Origin of the sequence: Erythrobacter sp. JK5, from assembly GCF_018205975.1 — a bacterium.
Taxonomy (GTDB): Bacteria; Pseudomonadota; Alphaproteobacteria; order Sphingomonadales; family Sphingomonadaceae; genus Erythrobacter.
The window spans coordinates 1,817,551-1,838,991 of record NZ_CP073577.1 but is presented as its reverse complement, the minus strand read 5'-3'; the positions used below and the strand labels follow the sequence as shown (position 1 = coordinate 1,838,991).

17 protein-coding genes are annotated in these 21,441 nt (G+C 66.3%); 8 read left to right on the top strand and 9 right to left on the bottom strand.

Annotated features, from left to right (window positions below):
* Nucleotides 1–73 precede the first annotated feature (73 nt).
* Entirely contained in the window at nucleotides 74–1,726 is a 1,653-nt protein-coding gene (locus tag KDC96_RS09010) for an amidohydrolase (protein WP_212448130.1), read from the bottom strand.
* Nucleotides 1,723–2,637 (bottom strand): NAD(P)-dependent oxidoreductase, encoded by a 915-nt coding sequence (locus KDC96_RS09005; RefSeq protein ID WP_212448129.1) that lies wholly within the window; start codon nucleotides 2,635–2,637, stop codon nucleotides 1,723–1,725. Before KDC96_RS09005 ends, KDC96_RS09010 begins: the two co-directional genes overlap by 4 nt.
* A gap of 95 nt (nucleotides 2,638–2,732) precedes the next feature.
* Here KDC96_RS09005 and KDC96_RS09000 point away from each other — a divergent pair, with 95 nt between their 5' ends.
* From KDC96_RS09000 to KDC96_RS08985, 4 genes are all read left to right on the top strand, one after another.
* A complete protein-coding gene (locus tag KDC96_RS09000; RefSeq protein ID WP_212448128.1) occupies nucleotides 2,733–3,998 on the top strand; it encodes a threonine ammonia-lyase in 1,266 nt (421 codons plus the stop codon).
* Between the two features lie 235 nt (nucleotides 3,999–4,233).
* Nucleotides 4,234–5,079, top strand: coding sequence for an arginyltransferase (locus KDC96_RS08995; protein ID WP_212448127.1), 846 nt, complete (start codon nucleotides 4,234–4,236; stop codon nucleotides 5,077–5,079).
* A 49-nt stretch (nucleotides 5,080–5,128) separates the two neighbouring features.
* Complete coding sequence (locus KDC96_RS08990; RefSeq protein WP_212448126.1) at nucleotides 5,129–7,255, top strand: autotransporter assembly complex family protein; 2,127 nt, start codon at nucleotides 5,129–5,131, stop codon at nucleotides 7,253–7,255.
* A complete protein-coding gene (locus KDC96_RS08985) occupies nucleotides 7,255–11,475 on the top strand; it encodes a translocation/assembly module TamB domain-containing protein (protein WP_212448125.1) in 4,221 nt (1,406 codons plus the stop codon). Before KDC96_RS08990 ends, KDC96_RS08985 begins: the two co-directional genes overlap by 1 nt.
* Here KDC96_RS08985 and KDC96_RS08980 read toward each other — a convergent pair.
* Nucleotides 11,472–12,077: a lysozyme gene (locus KDC96_RS08980; RefSeq protein WP_212448124.1), complete on the bottom strand. Its 606-nt coding sequence runs from the start codon at nucleotides 12,075–12,077 to the stop codon at nucleotides 11,472–11,474. The two genes, KDC96_RS08985 and KDC96_RS08980, sit on opposite strands and share 4 nt — an antisense overlap.
* A gap of 233 nt (nucleotides 12,078–12,310) precedes the next feature.
* On the opposite strand from KDC96_RS08980, the gene KDC96_RS08975 reads away from it, so the two are divergent.
* A complete protein-coding gene (locus KDC96_RS08975) occupies nucleotides 12,311–13,552 on the top strand; it encodes a hypothetical protein (RefSeq protein ID WP_249171735.1) in 1,242 nt (413 codons plus the stop codon).
* An 84-nt stretch (nucleotides 13,553–13,636) separates the two neighbouring features.
* On the opposite strand, the gene glnA is transcribed toward KDC96_RS08975, so the two are convergent.
* From glnA to KDC96_RS08950, 5 genes are all read right to left on the bottom strand, one after another.
* Entirely contained in the window at nucleotides 13,637–15,046 is a 1,410-nt protein-coding gene (gene glnA / locus KDC96_RS08970) for a type I glutamate--ammonia ligase (RefSeq protein WP_212448123.1), read from the bottom strand.
* A 66-nt stretch (nucleotides 15,047–15,112) separates the two neighbouring features.
* Nucleotides 15,113–15,451, bottom strand: coding sequence for a P-II family nitrogen regulator (locus tag KDC96_RS08965; RefSeq protein ID WP_212448122.1), 339 nt, complete (start codon nucleotides 15,449–15,451; stop codon nucleotides 15,113–15,115).
* A 231-nt stretch (nucleotides 15,452–15,682) separates the two neighbouring features.
* Nucleotides 15,683–16,609 carry an N-acetyl-gamma-glutamyl-phosphate reductase gene (argC, locus tag KDC96_RS08960; protein ID WP_212448121.1) on the bottom strand — a complete coding sequence of 309 codons (927 nt, stop codon included), beginning with the start codon at nucleotides 16,607–16,609 and terminating at the stop codon, nucleotides 15,683–15,685.
* Between the two features lie 29 nt (nucleotides 16,610–16,638).
* Nucleotides 16,639–16,989, bottom strand: coding sequence for a hypothetical protein (locus KDC96_RS08955; protein WP_212448120.1), 351 nt, complete (start codon nucleotides 16,987–16,989; stop codon nucleotides 16,639–16,641).
* A 98-nt stretch (nucleotides 16,990–17,087) separates the two neighbouring features.
* Nucleotides 17,088–18,476 (bottom strand): M17 family metallopeptidase, encoded by a 1,389-nt coding sequence (locus KDC96_RS08950; RefSeq protein ID WP_212448119.1) that lies wholly within the window; start codon nucleotides 18,474–18,476, stop codon nucleotides 17,088–17,090.
* 61 nt (nucleotides 18,477–18,537) lie between these two features.
* Between KDC96_RS08950 and KDC96_RS08945 the strand changes: the two genes are divergently transcribed.
* Nucleotides 18,538–19,326: a DUF4163 domain-containing protein gene (locus tag KDC96_RS08945; RefSeq protein ID WP_212448118.1), complete on the top strand. Its 789-nt coding sequence runs from the start codon at nucleotides 18,538–18,540 to the stop codon at nucleotides 19,324–19,326.
* A gap of 46 nt (nucleotides 19,327–19,372) precedes the next feature.
* Entirely contained in the window at nucleotides 19,373–20,197 is an 825-nt protein-coding gene (gene map / locus KDC96_RS08940) for a type I methionyl aminopeptidase (protein ID WP_212448117.1), read from the top strand.
* A 215-nt stretch (nucleotides 20,198–20,412) separates the two neighbouring features.
* Here map and KDC96_RS08935 read toward each other — a convergent pair whose 3' ends face one another.
* Nucleotides 20,413–21,075 (bottom strand): hypothetical protein, encoded by a 663-nt coding sequence (locus tag KDC96_RS08935; protein WP_212448116.1) that lies wholly within the window; start codon nucleotides 21,073–21,075, stop codon nucleotides 20,413–20,415.
* A gap of 186 nt (nucleotides 21,076–21,261) precedes the next feature.
* Between KDC96_RS08935 and KDC96_RS08930 the strand changes: the two genes are divergently transcribed.
* Nucleotides 21,262–21,438, top strand: coding sequence for a hypothetical protein (locus KDC96_RS08930; protein ID WP_212448115.1), 177 nt, complete (start codon nucleotides 21,262–21,264; stop codon nucleotides 21,436–21,438).
* The last annotated feature ends 3 nt before the right edge of the window (nucleotides 21,439–21,441 follow it).

Below are 21,441 nucleotides of genomic sequence, written 5' to 3'. Positions count from 1 at the left end.
AGTCCCTGAAGCATTCGGGTCACCAATTCACGAAAACCCTTCCCGCATACTGTGCGATGGGTGCGAATTGCACTCAGCGCGCGTCCACCCGCTCGCCGCCGACCCAGACTTCGAGAATCTGCGTCTCGCGAATGGCATCTGGCGAAGCCAGCAGCGGGTCGCGATCGACCAGCAGGAAATCGGCCCGTTCGCCAGGCACCAGGCGACCGAATCGGCCGTCGGCGAATCCGGCGAAGGCAGCATCGGCGGTGAACGCCTTGAGCGCGGCTTCGCGGCTCACGGTTTCCTGCGCACGCCAGCCGCCGAACGGTTCGCCGTTTGCGTCGGTGCGGCTGATCGCGACGGCGATTCCGGCGAACACGTCGGCCGGTTCGACCGGTGCGTCCGATCCGAAGGCGAGCCTGCCGCCGGCTTCGAGCACGCTGCGCCAGGCATAGGCACCGCCGAGCCGGTCCGGCCCGAGCCGCGCCTCGGCCATCGTCCGGTCGGAGGTCTGGTGGAGCGGCTGCATCGAAGCGATCACGCCGTGCTTGCCGAACGCGGCGATATCGTCCGGATCGACAATCTGCGCGTGCTCGATCCGCCAGCGCCGGTCGCCGGTGTAAGTTTCGGACAGTTCGGCAATCGCGTTCAGCACATCGGCGTTGGCGGCATCGCCGATCGCGTGGATCGCGGGCTGGAAATTCTCGAACGCCGCGCGGCTCATCAGGTTGCGCAATTGCGCCGGCCGGAGCAGCGGCAAGCCGCGAGTCGAGGGCTCGTCCTCATAGGGCTGCTTCAGGATGGCCCCGCGCGATCCCAGCGCGCCGTCGAGATACAGCTTGATCCCGTTGAGCCGCAGCCGGTCGTCATACAGCCACGGAGTCGGTCCGGACCCGGCGATCAGTTCCATCGCCTCCGGGCTGCTGGCATAGGCCATGATCCGCAGTTTCAGCCGACCGAGATCGCCCGCGCGGCGGAATGCCTGCCAGTCCTCGATCCCGGTGCCCATGTCGGCGACGGCGGTGATCCCGTTTTCGAGCAGGATACGCTGCGCCATCGCCAGCGCGGCGTCGCGATCCTTGGGCTTGGGAGCCGGGACGACTGCGTTCACGAGCGATTCGGCGGCATCGACGAACACGCCCTCGGGCGCGCCTCCTGCGGCACGGATGATCCGCCCGCCTTCCGGGTCCTTCGTCGCGGCGGTGACGTTGGCGAGTGCGATCGCCGCGCTGTTGGCCCAGCTCGCATGGCCATCGACCCGGCTGAGCCAGACAGGGCGATCGCTCACCACGGCGTCGAGCTCGGCAGCGGTCGGGAAGCGCCCGAGGCCCCATGTCTCCTGGTTCCAGCCGCGCCCGAGGATCCACGGGCGACCCGGGTTCTCCTCGGCGAACGCCCTGATTTTCGCCAGCGCGTCTTCGAGCGAGGTCGTCTCGGACAAATCGAGGGTCAGCGCGCCGAAGCCGATCTCCATGACGTGCACATGCGCATCGATCATCCCGGGCAGCATCACCCGCCCTTCGCCATCGATCGCGTAATCGACATCCCGCGGACGCTGCTCGCCGCGTTCGAGCACGCGGGTGATGCGCCCCTCTTCGTCGAATACCAGCGCGGTGAAGCGCTGCACCGCGCCGTCTTCGCCGATCGTGATGCCATCGACGTCGTAGACCAGCGTGTCGGCCGCTGCGGGACAGGCAGCGAGGGCGGCGAGCGCGGCAACCGCGCCGGAGATTATGCGATTCATGAGTGTTCCCGTTCAGAAGTCTGTCGCGGCAGGCGGGTAATCAGCGCGCTCGTGTCGCGCCGACCGCCGCCTGCGGCCTGCACGTCGGCATACAATTGATCGACGAGCGCCGTCACCGGCGACGACAGGCCGAGCCGCTTTGCCTCGTCTAGCGCGTAGCCGAGATCCTTGCGCATCCAGTCGATCGCGAACCCGAAATCGAATTCGTCTGCGGTCATCGTCGGCCAGCGATTGTCCATCTGCCAGCTTTGCGCCGCACCGCCCGAGATCGCCTCGTAGGTCTTGTCGAGATCGAGCCCGGCGGCTTCGGCCAGCCGGATCGCCTCGCTGAGGCCGCCCAGCACCCCCGCAATGCACATCTGGTTCGCCATCTTCGCGGTCTGCCCCGCGCCGGCCGGGCCGACATGGACGATCGCCTTGGCGTAGCACTCCATCACCGACTGCGCGCGCGCGAGCGCTGCTGCGGTGCCGCCGCACATGATCGCGAGTTGACCGTTTTCCGCACCCGCCTGCCCGCCGCTGACCGGGGCATCGACGCAAGCGATCCCGCGCGCGTCGGCTGCGTCCGCCAGCCGCCGCGCCATGGCGGCGGAGACGGTGGTATGATCGACCAGCAAGGCACCGTCGCGCATCGCACCCAACACCCCGTCATCCCCGAGTGTGACTGCAGCGAGGTCTTCGTCGTCGCCGACGCAGGTGAAGACGATATCGGCCGCTTGCGCCGCCGCAGCGGGACTGTCGGTGAACGCGACCTCCAGCCCTTCGGCGGCCCAGGCGTCGCGCCACTTCGCAGCGCGCTCGGGCGAGCGGTTGTAGGCCGTGACCCGATGCCCGGCGCGCGCGAGGTGCCCGGTCATGGGTCCACCCATCACGCCGAGGCCGACAAATGCTACGTGCTTGCTTTCGCTCATGGGGCGCGGTGCCTATCGCGGAAAGCGCGGCTTGCCAACGGGATCGGCATTGGCAATTGCCCTCGCCCGGCGTTCCGCCTAATCGAACCGGCGCAATGAAAGCGAAACAGGCCTTGAGCGAGCAGGCGGCCGGGCACGTGCCCGGGCCGGAAGACCTCACCATCGACGACGTCCGCGCCGCAGCCCAGCGGATCGAGGGCGCGGTGGTCAAGACGCCGATGATGCACTCGATCACGCTCTCGGAAATCACCGGGGCCGAGATCTGGCTCAAGTTCGAGAACCTGCAGTTCACCGCCGCCTACAAGGAGCGCGGGGCGCTCAACGCGCTGCTCCACCTATCCGAAGAACAGATGCAGCGCGGGGTAATCGCGGCGTCGGCGGGCAACCATTCGCAGGGGCTTTCGTATCACGGCAGCCGGCTTGGCGTCCCGGTCACGATCGTGATGCCCAAGACCACCCCGACGGTGAAGGTGATGCAGACCGAAAGCGTGGGCGGCAATGTCGTGCTCGAAGGAGAAACCTTCGACGATGCGCACGCCCACGCGCGCAAGCTCGAAGCCGAACGCGGTCTCACGTTCATCCACCCGTTCGACGATCCGCACGTCGCGGCCGGGCAGGGGACGGTCGCGCTCGAAATGCTCGAGGTGAAGCCCGATCTCGATTGCCTCGTCACGCCAATCGGCGGAGGCGGGCTGATTTCGGGCATGGCGACCGTGGCACGGGCGCTCGATCCCGAAATCGAGGTGATCGGCGTGCAGGCGGCGCTGTTCCCGAGCATGTTCGCCGAGTTCAAGGGCGAAGAGCGCGAATGCGGCGGCGATACGCTGGCCGAAGGAATCGCGGTCAAGCGGCCGGGCGAGTTCACCCGCAAGGTGATTGCCGAAAAGGTCGACGATATCCTGCTGGTCGACGAGCCCGCGCTCGAAAAGGCGGTGTCGCTGCTGCTGCAGATCGAAAAGACCGTGGTCGAAGGCGCGGGCGCGGCGGGGCTCGCGGCGGTGCTGAGCAACCCCGAACGCTTCACCGGCAAGACCATCGGGCTGGTGCTGTGCGGCGGCAACATCGACACGCGGCTGCTCGCCAATGTTCTGCTGCGCGATCTGGCGCGGCAAGGGCGGCTGGCGCGGCTGCGGATCACGCTGCAGGATCGCCCCGGCGCGCTGTTCAAGGTGATGCGCCTGTTCGACGAGCACAACGTCAACATCATCGAAATCTATCACCAGCGCATCTTCACCTCGCTCCCGGCCAAGGGACTGATTACCGATATCGAATGCGAGGCGCGCGACGCGCAGCAGGTCGAGCGACTGGTCGCCGGTTTGCGTAAGAGCGGTTACAAGGTGCAGATGGTCGAACTCAACTGAAGCGGCGGTCTGGTGGCCCGGCGAATCGGTCGCGCGGGCGGGCGGCTGCAGGCGCGATCGGCAGCCGATTCGGTCCGAAACGGTGCTTTCGACGACCTCGGCTTGTGCAAACTAAGCCATTATTCACCCTGTTTCGTGGTTAAGGGTCTTTTACCCGGGAACCGGAGAAGGCATAACATTGTCTTAATAACACAACCGCCGATTCCCCGTGCGACGAGAGGACCCAGCCAGACCCGTGACGGCACCGATCCGCTTTCCCCGCTTTTTCGTGACCAGCCCTGCGCCGTGCCCGTATCTGCCCGGCCGCAGCGAACGCAAGGTGTTTACCGAGCTCAAGGGCGCACATGCGGACCAGCTGAACGAGGCGCTGGGTCGCATCGGTTTCCGTCGCAGCCAGACCGTCGCCTATCGCCCGAGCTGCCTCGATTGTCAGGCCTGCGTGTCGGTGCGCGTGGCGGCCCGCGAATTCACGGCGTCGAACACCCAGAAGCGCGACCTGCGGCGCAATGCCGATCTGGTCGTGACCGAATGCCGGCCGTGGGCGACCGACGAACAGTTCGAACTGCTGACCAAGTATCTCAGCGTGCGGCATCCCGATGGCGGGATGTCGGCGATGGACGAGCTCGATTACGCCGACATGGTCGAACACACGCCGGTCACCAGCACGCTGGTGGAATACCGCGAGCCGACCACCGATGGCACGCCCGGCAAGCTGGTCGGCGCGTGCCTGACCGATCGCCAGGGCGACGGGTTGTCGATGATCTATTCGTTCTACGACCCGACCCACGACGGCCGCGCCGGGCTCGGCAATTTCATTATTCTCGATCACATTCAGCGCGCGGCAAGCGACAACCTGCCTTACGTCTATCTTGGCTATTGGGTCGAAGGCAGTCCGCGCATGCAGTACAAGGTTCGTTATCGCCCGCTCGAGCGGCTGACCCGCGAAGGCTGGCAGCGAATGGGGGGAAGCGAGCAAAGCCGGTTGATTGCCAAAGCGACCGCACCGCGCGATGAACATCGCGACACACTTCGCGGGGCGTTGGGCAAGGATGGTCAACCGGCAAAGTTCCCGGCGGGTTAGTTCCCTCACATTGCGAAATCTGAACCTGATTCTCGCAGCTTGCTGCGCTATGCCCGCCGCGATCGTCGCGGCGCAGGAACCGCCGCGCACGCTTGAGGACCTGATCCCCGACAGCGCGGTCGAGAATCCCGAGGAATGGGCGGAGCAGGGCGTTGAAGACGCGCCGCAACAGCCCGAGCCCGAGCCGATCGAGGAAGCGGTCGACGAAGTCGAGGCCGATGTCGAGGCCGCGCTGGACCAGGCCGCGCGGGCGGATTCGGGCACGATCGCGCTTCCCGACGACGTGCCGCTGCCCGAACCGCTCGAGCCCGATCCCGAAGTCACCGCGCTCGCCGAAATCGATGCGCCCGACCTGATGGAGCTGCCCGATCTGGCCGAGGTCGAAATCAGCAGCGAACTGGTGCTCGCCTTTCCCACCGATCCCACGCTGTTCCCCGAACGCGAGGAATTCGTTCGTCGTTTCTCGGCGCTGTCCACCATCGAAGCGCTCGACGCCGACGAGGACACGCTGCCGCAGCTCGCCGCCCGCGCGCGCGCCGACGAGGAGCTCCTGACCGAGACGCTGCGCACCTACGGCTATTACAACGGAGAGGTGATCCGCCAGCTTTCGGGCGGACGGCGCGAACAATCGCGCGTCGGCAGCGATCCCGAATCCGATCCCCGGGTCCGCTTCGATGTCATCCCCGGTCCGCGCTACGCATTCGGCGCGATCGATCTCGGCGCGCTCGGCGCGCTTCCCGATCCCGATGGCGAGAGCCTGCGCGCCACCTTCGCCATCCGGTCGGGCGATCCGCTTTATGCCGACCGGATCGTCGCGCAGCGATCCGCGCTCGACACCGAGCTGGGCGAGAGCGGATATCCGTTTGCGACCCTGTCCGAACCCGAATTGCTGATCGACCACGCAAGGATCGAAGGCGACCTGACCATGCCGGTCGATCCGAACGGCAAATACGTGTTCGGTGAAGTCGTGAGCAATCGGCCCGAATTCCTGTCGGGCAGGCATCTCGGGCGGATCGCGCGGTTCGATCCGGGCGACACCTACCAACGCAGTCTCGAAACCGACCTGCGCCGCGCGATCCTGGCCACCGGGCTGGTTTCGAGCGTGGCGATCGAGCCGCGCGAAGTGGCGCCGCCCGAAGCTGGCCGGCCGGGCGAGGTCGCGCTCGACGTGACGATGGAGCAGGCGCCGCTGCGCACCATCGCCGGCGCGATCGGCTATGGTACCGAAGAAGGCGCGCGGATCGAGGCGAGCTGGGAGCATCGCAACCTGTTCCCGCCCGAAGGCGCGCTGAGGTTGCGCGGTATCCTCGGCACCCGCGAACAGCTCGCCAGCATTGCCTATCGCCGCAACAATTTCCGCGCGCGCGACCAGGTGCTGACGGTGGACGCCTATGCCAGCGATCTCGATACCGAGGCGATCGAGGCACGCACGGTGGCGCTGCGCGGCACGTTCGAACGGATCTCGAACCTGCTGTACCAGAAGCCGCTCAGCTGGGCGGTCGGGGCCGAAGTGCTGTGGAGCGACGAACGCAACGCAACCTTCGTCGCCGACGCGGCGCCGCGACAGGAATATCTGATCGGCGGACTGTTCGGCCGCGCGACCCTCGACAGCAGCGACGACCTGCTCGATCCGACGCGCGGCTTCCGGCTGACCGGTTCGCTCGCACCCGATGTCTCGCGCTCGCAGGGGGTGACCAGCTTCTATGTCAGGGGCGGGGCCGATGCGCGCTACTACCAGTCGGTCGGCAGCACCGTTCTCGCCGGGAGGGCGCATGTTTCGAGCATCGTCGGCGCGGACACGTTCGATATCGCTCCGTCGCGCAGGCTCTACGCCGGCGGCGGCGGCTCGGTGCGCGGCTACGGGTTTCAGGCAATCGGTCCGCGCGACGACGATGCCGAACCGATCGGCGGCCGCTCGCTGGTCGAGCTGTCGCTCGAAGCCCGGATCGAGACCGGATTTTTCGACGGCGCGCTCGAAGTCGTCCCGTTCGTCGATGCCGGGTCGGTCTCGACCAGCTCGACCCCCGATTTTGGCGTGATCCGGGTCGGTGCAGGCGTGGGCATCCGCTACAAGACCAGCTTCGGCCCGATCCGGGTCGATGTCGGCGTGCCGCTCAACCCCGATGAGTTCGACAGTCCGGTTGCGGTCTATGTCAGTCTCGGACAGGCATTTTGATGGCAAGCGAAGCCGACACTGCGCCCCAAGCCGGGGCCGACCCGAGCAGGCGCCGGCGGGTCTGGGCCAAGCGGCTTGGCTGGGCGCTGGCGCTGGTGCTGCTTCCGATCGTGCTGGTCGCTGGGTTCCTGAGTTCGCCGATCGGCAAGCGCTTCGTCGCCGACCAGATCGCCCAGGTCGCGCCCGCTTCGGGCCTGCGGTTCGAAGTCGGTCGGATCGAGGGCGATATCTACGGGACGGCAGTGCTGTACGATGTGATCCTGCGCGACCCCAAGGGCGAATTTCTCACCATCCCCGAAGTCGCGCTCGACTGGCGTCCGCTCGCGTGGCTGTGGAGCGGGCTCGATATCCGCGAGCTGAGCGTGCGGCGTGGCCGGTTGTCGCGTTTGCCCGAATTGCTGCCGGGCGATCCCGACGCGCCGCTGCTGCCCGATTTCGACATCCGCGTGGACCGTCTGGCGATCGAGGACCTGACCATCGCCTCAGGGGTCGCGACCGAGGGCGCGCAGCGGGTCAATCTCGGGGCGCGGATCGATATCCGCTCGGGACGCGCGCTGATCGAAGCCGATGGCGAGCTCGGGAGCCGGGACACCGTCAGCCTGCTGCTCGATGCCGAGCCCGACGGCGACCGGTTCGACCTCGCGCTCGATTACAATGCCCCGGCCGGCGGCGTTATCGCCGGGCTCACCGGGCTGGACATGGGATATCGCGCGCAGATCGAGGGCGACGGCACCTGGTCGCGCTGGCTCGGTCATGCCCTGGTGACGCGCTACGCACCGGGAACGCGCAGCATCAATGGCGAGCGGGTGGCGGGATTCCGCCTGACCAACCGCGCCGGGACCTATGGCCTGCTCGGTCAGGTCTCCCCGCGCATCGACCAGGACGGGCTCACCAGGCGCGCCGTGGGCGACGCGCTGTCGCTGGTGGCGCAGGGCACGCTCGAGGAAAGCGTATTCGAAGGGCAGCTCGTGGCGATCTCCGATACGTTGGCCGCCCGCGGGCGGGGCGCGATCGACCTCGCCGGCAACCGCTTCGACGCGTTCGAGACGGTGCTGCGGTTGCGCGACCCCGATCTGCTGGGCGGGGGGATCGCGCTCGCGAATGCGCGGATCGAGGCCGAGCTCGACGGGTTGTTCCGCGATCTCACTATCCCGCATCGCCTGACCACGTCGCAACTCGCGATCGGCACCATCACCGTCGATGACCTATCGCAGCGCGGCACCGCGACCTTTCGCGAAGGTGTCCTGACGCTGCCGCTCGATGCGGAGACGTCGCGGGTCTCGACCGGGGTCGAACTGGTCGATGCGCAGCTCGAGCGCGGCACGCTAGACGGAACGCTCAACCTCGCCGATGGCAAGCTGACCGTCGACGGCGCGCGCGTGTCGTTCCCCGGCCTCGATGCGCGTCTCACGCTGCGCGGCGACACGGGCACCGGGGTCTATGCGGTTGCCGGGCCGATCGAGGCGCGCGGGCTGGCGCTCGAAGGGATCGGGCGGGCGACCGGCAACGCCAAGCTGCTTGCCAAGTTCGGCAGCGATATCCCCTGGACCCTGCGCGCCAATGTCGCCGGGCGGCTGAGCGACGTGACCAACGCCACCGTGGCCAACGTAGCGGGCCAGCAGTTGCGCTTTCGCGGAGCGTTCGGAATGGGCGGCGATCAGCCGATCGTGCTGCGCGACGTTTCGCTCGACAGCGAGCGCCTCCAGGCAACGCTCGACAGCCAGATTCGCGGCGAGGTGACGACCCTTGCCGGGCGCGGTAGGCATAGCGAATACGGGCCGTTCACGATCGATGCGACGATCGAAGGAAGCGGTCCGCGCGCCGTCCTGGTGCTGGCCGATCCGCTGCCCGCCGCCGGGCTGAGCGACGTGCGGATCGCCATCGCTCCCAGCGACGACGGGTTCGCGCTCGACGTGGCGGGCGGTTCGCTGCTCGGCCCGTTCGAGGGTGCCCTCGGCCTCGTCTTGCCAAGCGACGCGCCGACCCGGATCGATATCGCCAGGCTCGATGTGTTCCGCACCAGCGTGAGCGGCGCTCTGACGCTGGGCGAAGCGGGTATCTCGGGCGACCTCGCGCTGGCGGGGGGCGGACTGGATGGCCGGCTCGCGCTTGCCCCGTCTTCGGCGGGCGCACAAGGTTTCGAACTGACCGCCACCGCGCGCAACGCCCGGTTCGAGGGGCCGACACCGCTCAGCCTCGCCAAGGCAGACATTTTCGCGCGCGGCCGGTTCGGCAGCGGACGCAGCCAGGTGTTCGCCGATATCGACGGAACCGGGCTCGACTACGGATCGCTCAGCATCGCCAGCTTCGCGGCCAAGGCGGCGATCGAGGACGGGCGTGGGTCGGTGCTCGGCTCGATTGCCGGGCGGCGCAGCGATCGCTTTGCGCTCAAGTTCGATGGCGATATCGCACCCGAGCGGATCGCGCTGCTCGCGCGCGGCGAATTCGCCGGGCGGTCGATAACCATGCCGCGCCGCGCGGTGCTCACGCCGCTCGAAGCGGGCGGCTATCGCCTGGCCCCGACCCAAATCGGGTTTGCGCGCGGCTTCGCGATTTTCGAAGGCACGCTGGGCGGGCCGACCACGGCGATCGAGGCCCGCATTGCCGAGATGCCGTTGCGGCTCGCCGATCTCGCGGTGAGCGACCTAGGGTTCGGCGGGCGGCTTTCGGGCATTGTCACCTATCGTCAGGCCGGTGACGGTCCGCCGACGGGTAGCGCGCGGCTCAAGATCGACGATTTCAGCCGCGCCGGGATCCTGCTGTCCTCGCGCCCGATCGACGTGCTGACCGTGGTCGATCTTGGCCCGGACCGGCTTACGGCGGGCGCTAGGCTGGCCGAGGACGGGCGCAGGCTCGGACGGCTCGACGCGCGCATCACCGGCCTTGGCGGGGGCAGCGACCTGGCAGGCCGGATCATGCGCGGCAGGCTCAACGCGACGCTCGCCTATGATGGCAACGCGGAGGCGTTGTGGCGGCTATCGGGGGTCGATACGTTCGACCTCACAGGACCGTTGGCTGTCACCGCCAATGCCACGGGGACGCTCAACAACCCGCGCCTCGGCGGGACGCTCGCGAGCGAGAACCTGCGGCTGCAGAGTGCGATCACCGGGACCGACATTTCCGCGATCACCGCGCGCGGTCGTTTCGCCGGGTCGCGGCTGCAGCTCACGCGTTTCGCGGGAACGCCGCGCGGCGGCGGGTCGGTCAGCGGCAGCGGCACGATCGACCTGTCGCAGATGAGCGCTGAGCGCGGTCCCCAGCTCGATATTCGCGTGGCCGCGCGCAACGCCAAGATCCTCGACACCGCCGGGCTCGACACCACCGTCACCGGCCCGCTGCGGATCGTGTCCAACGGGGCGGGCGGCACGATCGCCGGGCGGGTGCAGGTCAACAGTGCGTTTTGGCAGCTCGGCACCGCCGCCGAGGACATGAGCCTGCCGCAGATCGCCACGCGCGAGGTCAACCGCACCGACGGCGGGGCAGCGACCGTGCGGTCCGGTCGCGCGTCGCCCTGGCGTTACCTCGTCGATGCGCGGGCGCGGCGCAGGATCGAGGTCGACGGGCTCGGTCTCGACAGCGAATGGGCCGCCGATATCCAACTGCGCGGCACGGTCGACGACCCCAGGCTCGGCGGCGAGGCACGGCTCGTGCGCGGCGCCTACAGCTTCGCCGGGGCGCGGTTCGAACTCACGCGCGGACGCATCCGCTTCAACCTCAACGAGCCGATCGACCCGCAGCTCGATATCGCGGCAGAGACCAACCGCAACGGTGCCGACGTTACGGTGACGATCACCGGACGGTCGCAGGCTCCGCGCATCGCGCTTTCGTCCGAACCCCCTCTGCCGGAGGAAGAGATCCTGGCCCAGCTGCTGTTCGGCAGCTCGGTCACGAGCCTTGCCGCCACCGACGCGGTGCAGCTCGCCGCCGCGCTGGCGGCGTTGCAAGGTGGAAGCGGGCTCGATCCGATCGGCCAGCTGCGCCGATCGATCGGGCTCGATCAGCTGCGGATCGTGTCCGCCGATCCTGCGCTCGGTCGGAGCACCGGGGTCGCGCTCGGCAAGTATCTCGGCAACAAGGTCTATATCGAGCTGGTGACCGACGGGCAGGGTTATAGCGCGACGCGGCTAGAATACCGCGTGACTCGCTGGCTCGCGCTGCTCGGCACGGTCTCTACCATCGGGCGCGACAGCGTGGCGGCCGAGATCAGCCGGGACTACTAGCTGCGGTAGAGCTCCGCTTCGGCTGCGCGACGCCGCACCAGCCCCTTGAGCACCCGCCCGCCGGCCCGGTTCCAGCGCGCGAATTCCAGCGCGGCACCCTCGTGATCGCGGGCGTTGTGTTTGCGGGTCAGAGTCGCGCGGGCGATGGCGCCGGTATTGTAGTGGAAGCTGACCAGCGCATCGAACTGCGCCTGCGTCGTCGGAGTGTCGCCGATCGCGCGAACGACATCGGCGGCATACCGCTGCAGGTCCGCGGCCAGCCGGGCATCGCATTGCGCCTGCGTCCATACGGTGCCGGGGCCAATGCGACCGTCGCCATCCCGCCCGGTCGCTCCCCAGCCGATGGTCCATGGATCGCCGCCGGTTCCGGGATCGGGATAGGCTTCGACCAGTCCATCCACGCGCAACCGCGCACAGCCTTCGAAACGCTTGATCAGGGCGATTCCGGCCGCTCCCAGGGTAGCATTGCCGGAGGCCTCCGTGTCGGCTTCTCCGCCCGACCGGTCCAGCGCGGCATCGAGTGCGTCGACTTCCGCCTGGCGGAAACCGCGCTTCAGGATCGTGCGGACAGTGTCGAAGATCGGCTTTCGATTGTTCGGCATAGCAGTGCCTCCGGGGCTTGAAAGGGCAGGAGACCGGGCAAGTAAGCAGAACATCGACGAGTAGGAAAATGGATCGATCGCTGCGCGCTGCCTTCCGTGCCGCAGTCCGCCGTGTTCCGATCCGTTGGGGGCGGCGATATTCGGGCTTCCGGTCGATCTTGGGCAGGTGTAATAGCGCCTTGCGCGAAACAATCGCGGAGTCGCCGCGCCCAACAGGGTTAGGAGAATCTGTGATGCATAAGCTCGCCATGAAGGCGGCGTTCCTGCTTGCCGCCTGTTCTACTTTGGCCGTCCCCACCTCGCCAGGCATGTCCCAGCGGGCATCGGGTGCACCCGTCGCGCGGTACACGATCGACGCGGGCACGCTTTCGGGCTTTGCCGCGATGTCGTCGGAAGGGGGAATGGCCTCGGCCCTGGCGATGATGCGCGGCGAAAGTCCCGGTCCGGCGCACGAAATGATCCTGCGGCTGGGATCGAACCGCGATGCGAGCGGAGATCCGAAGGCCGATCACTTCATGCCAACGGGTGCGGCGCTCGGCACGTCGGTGCCGCTGGTCACGCCGCGCCGTGCGCAATCCGAAGGGACCTACGATTTCGAGCGTCCGAAGGGCCGCCTGCGGATCTATTGGGGTTGCGGCGAACGGGCCGGGCCGGGCCAGCCGGTCGTTATCGATTTCAGCAAGATGGCGGCGGGGCAGTACCCGCCCGACCTGTTCGCCCCAGCGGTGAACATTCCGGAGGAATGGAGGATCAGCCCGTCCAACAGCCGCACTTACGGAGACTGGCCGAACGAAAAGGCCCGCAAGCATCTGAGTGCGCAATCCTCGCTGCTGGGCAGGCACCGGATCGTCGGCAACTATTCGCCCGAGATCGGCTTCGAGCTCGATCGCGATTTCATGGCACCCTTGCAGGTCAGAAACACCGCGATGCCGAGCGGCGCTTATGTCCTAGACTGGACCGGGATACCCGATGCGACCGGCTATTACGCCTGGGTCATGTCGGGCCAGGCCGGCGGGGGAGGCGAAAGCCTCGACATGGTGTGGTGGGCTTCTTCCGCAACGCGGGCGTTCGGCGGCCCGATGTGGGACTGGATGTCGCCCGCTGCGGTCGCCACGCTGGTGTCGGCCAAGACCGTGATGCCGCCCAGCCAGACCAGCTGCACCGTCCCGGCCGAGGTCGCGGCGGCCGGCGGTGAGGCCATGATGGGCAATCTCTCCGCCTTCGGTCCCCAGCGCGACTTTGCGTTTCCACCGCGCCCCGCGGACCCGAAAATCGCGTGGAATCCCGAATGGATCGCCCGCGTGCGGTTTCGCTCGACCAGCATGTTCATGCTCGGGATGGACGACATGGCGGGCATGATGGCCGGGACGGACGATCGCAACCCCGATGGCGGCAATCCCGCCGAGCCGGTCCGCAAGCCCAAATGCAAGGGGCTGGCAGGCATTGCGAAACGGGCTGCGGGCCTCTGCGAATAACGGCCCGCAAAGAGAAACGGCGAGCAGCCCGAAGGCCGCTCGCCGCTTTTCAAGTGCCGGGTTCCAGATTGGGAACCCTTGCGCTTACATGCTGTAATACATGTCGAATTCGACCGGGCACGGGGTGGTTTCGGTGCGCAGCACCTCTTCCCACTTGAGCTCGGCATAGGCTTCGATCTGATCCTTGGTGAACACGTCGCCCTTCAGCAGGAATTCGTGGTCGGCCTCGAGGCTTTCGAGCGCTTCGCGCAACGATCCGCACACCGTCGGAACCTCGGCCAGCTCTGCCGGCGGCAGATCGTAGAGGTTCTTGTCCATTGCCTCGCCCGGATGGATCTTGTTCTCGATCCCATCGAGCCCCGCCATCAGCAGCGCCGAATAGGCGAGGTAGGGGTTGGCCATCGCATCGGGGAAGCGGAACTCCACCCGCTTCGCCTTTTCGCCCGCGCCGTAGGGGATACGGCACGAAGCCGAGCGATTGCGGGCCGAGTAGGCCAGCAGCACCGGCGCTTCAAACCCCGGCACCAAGCGCTTGTAGCTGTTAGTGGTCGGGTTGGTGAAGGCGTTGAGGGCTTTGGCGTGCTTGATGACGCCGCCGATGTAGTAGAGGCAGGATTCGGAGAGACCGGCATATTCATTGCCTGCGAACTTCGGCTTGCCGTCGGCCCAGATCGACATGTGGGTGTGCATGCCGCTGCCGTTATCTTCCTTGATTGGCTTGGGCATAAAGGTCGCGGTCTTGCCATAGGCATGCGCCACCTGGTGCACGACATACTTGTAGATCTGCATACGGTCGGCGGTCTGCACCAGCGTGCCGAAAGTCAGGCCGAGTTCGTGCTGGGCGGCAGCGACTTCGTGGTGGTGCTTGTCGCAGGGCAGACCCATTTCGAGCATGGTCGAAACCATCTCGCCGCGGATGTCCACCGCCGAATCGACCGGCGCGACCGGGAAGTACCCGCCCTTGGCGCGCGGACGGTGGGCCATGTTGCCCATCTCGTATTCCTTACCGGTGTTGGTCGGCAGCTCGATATCGTCGATCGCAAATCCGCTGCCGGCATAGCCGTCTTCGAAGCGGACGTCGTCGAACATGAAGAATTCGGCTTCCGGCCCGACATACACGGTGTCGCCGATCCCGGTCGACTTGAGATAGGCTTCGGCGCGCTTCGCGGTGGTGCGCGGGTCGCGCGCATACCAGTCACCGGTCGACGGTTCGACGATATCGCAATTGATGATCAGCATCGGGGTCGCGCTGAACGGATCGAGCCAGGTCTCGGACAGATCGGGCTTCAGGATCATGTCGGATTCGTTGATCACCTTCCACCCGGCGATCGACGAACCATCGAACATCAGCCCGTCTTCGAGCGAATCTTCGTCCATCACGCCCGCACACATCGTAAGGTGCTGCCATTTGCCCTTCGGATCGGTGAAACGCAGGTCCACCCATTCGATTTCCTCGTCCTTGATCTTCTTGAGGACGTCTTTCACGCTAGCCATTCTTGTAGTCTCCAGCCTTGTAGTTCGAGAGGTAGGCCCGCCAATGCGTGCGGGCAGGTATGATATTCAGACCGCGTCGCCGTCGGTTTCGCCGGTGCGAATGCGCAGCGCGCTTTCGATCGCAGTGACGAAGATCTTGCCGTCGCCGATGCGCCCGGTCTTCGCGGCGCTCGCGACCGCCTCGACCACGCGGTCGGCCTGATCGTCGTCGACGACGACCTCGAGCTTCACCTTGGGCAGGAAATCGACGACATATTCGGCACCGCGATACAGCTCGGTATGACCCTTCTGACGGCCGAATCCACGCGCTTCGGTTACGGTAATGCCGGAGACACCGATTTCGTGCAGAGCCTCCTTCACTTCATCGAGCTTGAAGGGTTTGATGATCGCTTCGATCTTCTTCACGTATCGTTGTCCCGCCCCGTTTGCCCGTATCCGGGCCGTTTTTGGTCATTTGGTTGACGGATTCCTACCAAGAATCGTGCCAAGCAGCGCGCAACACCGGGTTACTTGATCCCGGCGTCGGCGCAAGGCTCATTCGCCCCGCGAGCGGGATTAGCAAGATTCTGTTGTGCAGTGCAACACTGCCCATTGCGCGGTCGGGGATTGCCTAATAATTGGGCAGGCGGAGTGGTCCTAGAGCCGCAATCCGGTCGTTTCCGGCAGACCGCACATGATGTTGAGATTTTGGATCGCAGCCCCGCTCGCGCCTTTGCCGAGATTGTCGAGCCGGGCGATCAAGCGGGCGTTCCAGCCGCCCTCATTGCCGAACACGAACAGTTCCATCCCGTCATGCGCGGCGATCCCGGCGTGCAGCAGCAATTCGGGCATCGCGGCTTCCTCGCGCACGGTCACGACACCGGAACCGGAATAGAATTCCGCCAGCGCAGCGCGCAGGTCATCGGAACGGGGATCGGTTGCCATCGCGCCCAGATGCAACGGGATATCGACCAGCATCCCGCGATAGGCCGGAACGACCGCTGGCGCGAACAGCACGCCGTGCGTCAGAGCAGCATGTTTCTGCATTTCGGGGCGATGCTTGTGCGCCAGGTCGAGCCCGTAGGTGCGGAATGCGAGGTCGGTTTCGCTCTCGTAGCGTGCGATCAGCGCCTTGCCGCCGCCCGAATACCCGCTGACGGCGTTGCAGGTGAAGGGCCAGTCGGCAGGCAGCAACCCGGCGCGAACCAGCGGAGCGACCAGCGCCAGAAAGCCGGTCGGATAGCACCCCGGATTCGATACGAATTGCGCCTCTGCAATTTTGTCATGCCCGGTGATTTCCGGAAATCCGTAGGTCCACCCGTCCGACACCCGGTGTGCACTCGATGCATCGATGATGCGTGTGTCGGAGCCTTCCGCCAGTATCACCGCCTCCTTCGCGGCGTCATCGGGCAGGCACAGGATTGCGATGTCGGCTTCGTGCAGCGCTTCCTTGCGCGCCGCCTCGTCCTTGCGCTGCGCGTCGTCGAGCACCAGCAGTTCGAACTCGCCGCGATCCGCCAACCGGTCGCGGATTTCGAGCCCGGTGGTCCCGGCCGCGCCGTCGATGAAAATGCGTGTCGCCATGGCGCGCGGCCTTAGCGTGCAGGATCGCGCTACGCCAGTTCGTTGAGCTTCAGATATCCGCTCGGGCCTTGCGGGCCGAGGCAGCCCCACGCCCACGCGCCCGCGACATCCAGGACTTCGATCCGGGTGCCCGCTTCCAGCCGCTGCGAGATGTCGCTGTCGTCGCGCGGCATCAGGTGCAGCGCCGCGCCACCCGCGCCGATCTCGCGCAGCTCGGGGATGACGTAATGCGCCGCCAGGTGCGTACCGGCCAGTGCGATATGCGCCAGATCGCCGCGCAGCGGCAGCGTGCCGGGCGCGGGCTTCCGCACCGGACCTTTTAGGCCCAGCACGCCCTGTGGCATCGCATAATCGGCTGCGTGGCTGGCAGCGCCGTTCATTCCGAAATCTTCCTCAACCCCTGTGGTGCGGGGCGCTTATACGCTGACATGGTTTCGAGCAAGTTAGCCAACCCCCGCGAATTTCCCGTGCCGGGGGATCAGCCGTTTGCGTACCGCGCCTGGAGCGCGTGCCAGCTGGCGCGCAGGCCGTAGGCGGTGCCGCCTTTCGAGCGGCCGGGCTTGGGCGAGGGCCGCCAGGCGAAGGTATCGAAATGCACCCAGTCGATTCCGTCCCCGATGAAACGGTCGAGAAACAGGCCGGCCACGCTGGCCCCGGCGAACGGATTGGCGTGCGCGTTGGCGATGTCGGCGATGTCCGAGACGAGATATTCGCGATAGGCTTCGGGCAGCGGCAGGCGCCACGGTTCGTCGTCGGCCGATTTGCCCGCGTCGATGAACGCCTGTGCGGTCTCGTCATTGCGCGTCATCATCGCCGCGTAATCGGGGCCGAGCGCCACGCGCGCGGCACCGGTCAGCGTTGCGAAATCCACGATCAGGTCGGGCTCTTCCTCGCTCGCGCGGGTCAGCGCATCGCCGAGGATCAGGCGTCCTTCGGCATCGGTGTTGTGGATCTCGACGCTGAGGCCCTTGCGGCTGGACAGCACGTCTCCGGGGCGGAAGGCAGGGCCGGATATCGCGTTCTCCACCGCCGGGACCAGCAGGTGCAGCCGCACCTTCAGTCCCGCGCCCATCACCAGGCCCGCGAGCGCGATGGCGTGCGCCGCGCCGCCCATGTCCTTCTTCATCAACCGCATGCCGCTCGCCGGCTTGATGTCGAGCCCGCCGCTGTCGAAGCACACGCCCTTGCCGACGATCGCGAGCACCGGGTCGCTTTCGCTGCCCCATGTCAGGTGCATGATCCGGGGCGCATGGTGGCGCGCGGCGGCGCGGCCGACCGCGTGAACCATGGGGTAGCCTTGTTCGAGCGCATCGCCCTTGATGGTCTTCACCTGTGCCTTGTGCGCCCTGGAGAGCTTTTCGACTTCGGCCTCGAGTGCTGCCGGACCCATGTCTTCGGCGGGCGTGTTGACGAGATCGCGCACCCACAATTCGGCCTCGGCCTCGGCGAGAATGCCGGGCAGGCGACCGACCTGTTCGGTCAGCAGCACGCGCGGGCCGACCGCGTTCTCCTCATCCTTGTAACGCGTGAACCGGTACTGCGCCGTGAGCCATCCGAACATCGCCGGGCCCGGCTGGCGCTCGGCCAGGCGATAGGTGCCTTCGGGAAGCTGTTCGGCTAGCGCCGCGAGGCACCAGCTCGACAGCTCATCCGGATTGGCGACCCCGCCGACGGCGAACCATCCATCGCCATCGGGCACGATCCCGACCTGGAATCCGCTCCCTTCGAATTTCTGCGCGGCAAGGCTGGCGCGCTGCCCGGCGGAAAGGGTCTTGGCGTAGGCTTCGAACCCCTCCTTGTTCAAAAGGTGAATGGCGGTCGCTTCCTGCCCGCGATCGGGCTGGATCAGGTCTTTGATATCGGTCATGCTGCGTCCATAATCACGCCGCTAGACTTGTCACGTCTCAAATGGGGGGATCACGGACAAGATGAAGATTGCGACTTCATTGGCGGCGGTGGCACTGATCGCGTGTTCCTCCCCGCAGGACATGGGCGAAGCGGTCGGAACGGATGCGTCTGACGGCGCGGGTCCGGCATCCGAAACCGGACAGCCGCGCGAGATCATGATCGAGACCGATAGCCTGAAGTTCGTCTATGCATGGCCGGCGCAGGTGCTGGCCATACCGGCGCTCGATGCCGCGTTCGAAGTCCGGGCGCAGGGCGAGCATGACGAATACGCTGCCTACGCTGCCGAGGCCAAGGCTGATGCCGAAAAGAACGACTATCCGTTTCGCGGGTATGATTTCAGCAAGGGCTGGGAAGTCGCCGCGGACACGCCTCGGTTCCTGAGCCTCGTGGCGGGCACATACGCCTATACCGGCGGCGCGCACGGGAACTCCTGGTTCGATGCCATGCTGTGGGACCGCAGGGCCGAAGCGGAACTGGCACCGACCGACCTGTTTGCTTCGCCCGCAGCGCTCGAAGGGGCGGTGCGTGAGGCGTATTGCAATGGACTGAAATCCGAGCGCTCGGAGCGTCTGGGGGGAAGCAGGACGAACGGACCCGATATTTTTGACAGCTGCCCTGCGCTGGATGAACTGGTGATGGTGCTGGGATCGAGCGACGGAGAGACGTTCGATACGATCGAACTGCTCGCCGCACCCTATGTCGCGGGCGCCTATGCCGAGGGGCCGTACGAGGTGACGGTGCCGGTAACTCAGCCGGTGATCGACGTCGCCAAGCCGGAATATCGCGCGGCGTTTTCGTTGGCGAACTGACGCGACTGCTCTCGCATTGCTGCGAACCATTCGCTATATGGCGCGCATGCACGAATATCAGCTCATCGACGGGGATCAGACCGTCTATCGCGACGGCACCATCAAGCTTCACACCGAGGAAGGCTTTGACGGGATGCGCAAGGCCGGACGGCTGGCCGCGACCATCCTTGATGAAGTTGCAAACCTCGTCCAACCCGGCGTTACGACCGAAAGCATCGACACCGCGATCCGCGAAATGATGCTGGATGCGGGCGCAGTTCCGGCGACGCTCGGCTATCGCGGCTACACGCATTCAAGCTGTATCTCGATCAACCACGTGATCTGCCACGGCATTCCATCAGACAAAGTGCTGAAGGAAGGCGACATCCTCAACGTTGATGTCACGCCGCTGCTTGACGGCTGGCACGGCGACACTTCGCGCATGTTCTTCGCAGGCGAGCCGCCGCTCAAGGCGAAACGGCTGGTCGATGTGACCTACGAATGCCTGATGCTCGGGATCGAAGCGGCCAAGCCCGGCGCGCGGCTCGGCGATATCGGCGCGGCGATCGAAGCGCATGCCAAACAGTTCCGCTACGGTGTGGTGCGCGAGTTCTGCGGCCACGGTTTGGGCCGCCTGTTCCACGACGCTCCCGAAGTGGTCCACGCCGCAAAGGCGGGCACGGGGCCGGAGCTGAAACCGGGAATGTTCTTCACCGTCGAACCGATGATCAACCTCGGCAAGCCATGGGCAAAGGTGCTGGGCGACGGCTGGACAGCGGTGACGCGCGACAAGTCGCTGTCGGCGCAGTTCGAGCACAGCCTTGCGATTACCGAGACCGGCACTGAGATCTTTACGAAGAGTCCGACGGGGCGGGACAAGCCGCCTTATTGATTTCCGCACGCCCATCCGGGCGCGCGATCCTCGCTAGACGTGCAGCAAAGCTGCACCCGCTGCGGGCGGGCGGTCGCCCTTGCGGCTCGCTAGTCGCTCGCCGACATCACGCTTCCTAGCTAACTCGTCATCCCGGACTTGATCCGGGATCGGGCTTTCGTTGGTCTTTCCGGGACTGAACTGGACCCCGGGCCAAGCCCGGGGCGGCGTGTCGCCTACAAAAACCACATCGCCAGCCCTCCCACCATCACCGTGATGACTGCAACCGAAAAGCCCAGAATCGCCAGCACCGGCTTCGTCACATGACCCTGCGTCGCCCAGTCGTAGCCCACCGCGATCGCCACAGTGATCGGCACCTGCACTGCAATGGCGACCGGGTCGGGCAGGCCCAGCACTTGCACGACGCGGGCATAGGCGGGGGTCATAAGGGCGAGCGTGCCGATCAGCATTGCCTGCCGATGCGCGTGGATTTCGCGCCGCCGGGCAAAATGCAGCGCGGCGAAGTAGAGCGGCAGGAACGTCACAAACGCGGCGAGGTTCACGATGGTCACTTCCGGGCGGCCCAATTCCGCGCCGATATTGATCGAGATGATCGCGCCCGAAACCGCCATCGCGCCGACCAGCGCTATCGACGCGCGGCTCAATGCGCGGTGCAGGTTTAGCCGGTGCTGCGCCGCCAGCCACGCCTGGCTAGCCAGCAGCCCAAGCCATGCCACCATCGCGCCCGCATGCAACACCACCAGCGGCGTGTAGCGCGCCTGCACCTCGGAATGCGCCAGCGCCTTTGCCGCGAAAGCGAGCAGGGTGAAGACGAGCAAACCCTGCGCAATGCGGCTGAGAAGCAGGTTCTCTCTTCGTTGGCTTTCGGGTGCTCTCACTGTCGTCCTGTCCGTGGTTCCAGCGTATCAACGTCCGCCGCCCGCGCGCGATCCGGACCCGCGCACATTTCGCTTTCTAACCCGGAAAATCGGGAGTATTTGCGCGCCGTTTCGGCGAGTCGCCGAGACGCGTGGGCACCCGCTCTTTTGCGTGCCCGGAACCTGTCGAACATGACGTCCCACCGCATGATTGACGACGCCGCGATGGAAGCTGCGTCCGAACCTGTTGCCGAACCTCACCCGGCCGTGCCGGCCTGGCTGACCAGAATGGTCGGCGCTTCGGCGACCAACACCGACCTCGCCTTCATGGTTTGGGTGGTGATGATTACTGCCGTGCTGACGGCGATCTTCCTTCCGCATTGATGC

Coding starts and splice junctions, on each gene's coding strand:
- KDC96_RS09010 (WP_212448130.1), bottom strand. CDS start 1,726: ATGAATCGCATAATCTCCGGCGCGGTTGCCGCGCTCGCCGCCCTCGCT.
- KDC96_RS09005 (WP_212448129.1), bottom strand. CDS start 2,637: ATGAGCGAAAGCAAGCACGTAGCATTTGTCGGCCTCGGCGTGATGGGT.
- KDC96_RS09000 (WP_212448128.1), top strand. CDS start 2,733: ATGAAAGCGAAACAGGCCTTGAGCGAGCAGGCGGCCGGGCACGTGCCC.
- KDC96_RS08990 (WP_212448126.1), top strand. CDS start 5,129: ATGCCCGCCGCGATCGTCGCGGCGCAGGAACCGCCGCGCACGCTTGAG.
- KDC96_RS08985 (WP_212448125.1), top strand. CDS start 7,255: ATGGCAAGCGAAGCCGACACTGCGCCCCAAGCCGGGGCCGACCCGAGC.
- KDC96_RS08980 (WP_212448124.1), bottom strand. CDS start 12,077: ATGCCGAACAATCGAAAGCCGATCTTCGACACTGTCCGCACGATCCTG.
- KDC96_RS08975 (WP_249171735.1), top strand. CDS start 12,311: ATGCATAAGCTCGCCATGAAGGCGGCGTTCCTGCTTGCCGCCTGTTCT.
- glnA (WP_212448123.1), bottom strand. CDS start 15,046: ATGGCTAGCGTGAAAGACGTCCTCAAGAAGATCAAGGACGAGGAAATC.
- argC (WP_212448121.1), bottom strand. CDS start 16,609: ATGGCGACACGCATTTTCATCGACGGCGCGGCCGGGACCACCGGGCTC.
- KDC96_RS08955 (WP_212448120.1), bottom strand. CDS start 16,989: ATGAACGGCGCTGCCAGCCACGCAGCCGATTATGCGATGCCACAGGGC.
- KDC96_RS08950 (WP_212448119.1), bottom strand. CDS start 18,476: ATGACCGATATCAAAGACCTGATCCAGCCCGATCGCGGGCAGGAAGCG.
- KDC96_RS08945 (WP_212448118.1), top strand. CDS start 18,538: ATGAAGATTGCGACTTCATTGGCGGCGGTGGCACTGATCGCGTGTTCC.
- map (WP_212448117.1), top strand. CDS start 19,373: ATGCACGAATATCAGCTCATCGACGGGGATCAGACCGTCTATCGCGAC.
- KDC96_RS08930 (WP_212448115.1), top strand. CDS start 21,262: ATGATTGACGACGCCGCGATGGAAGCTGCGTCCGAACCTGTTGCCGAA.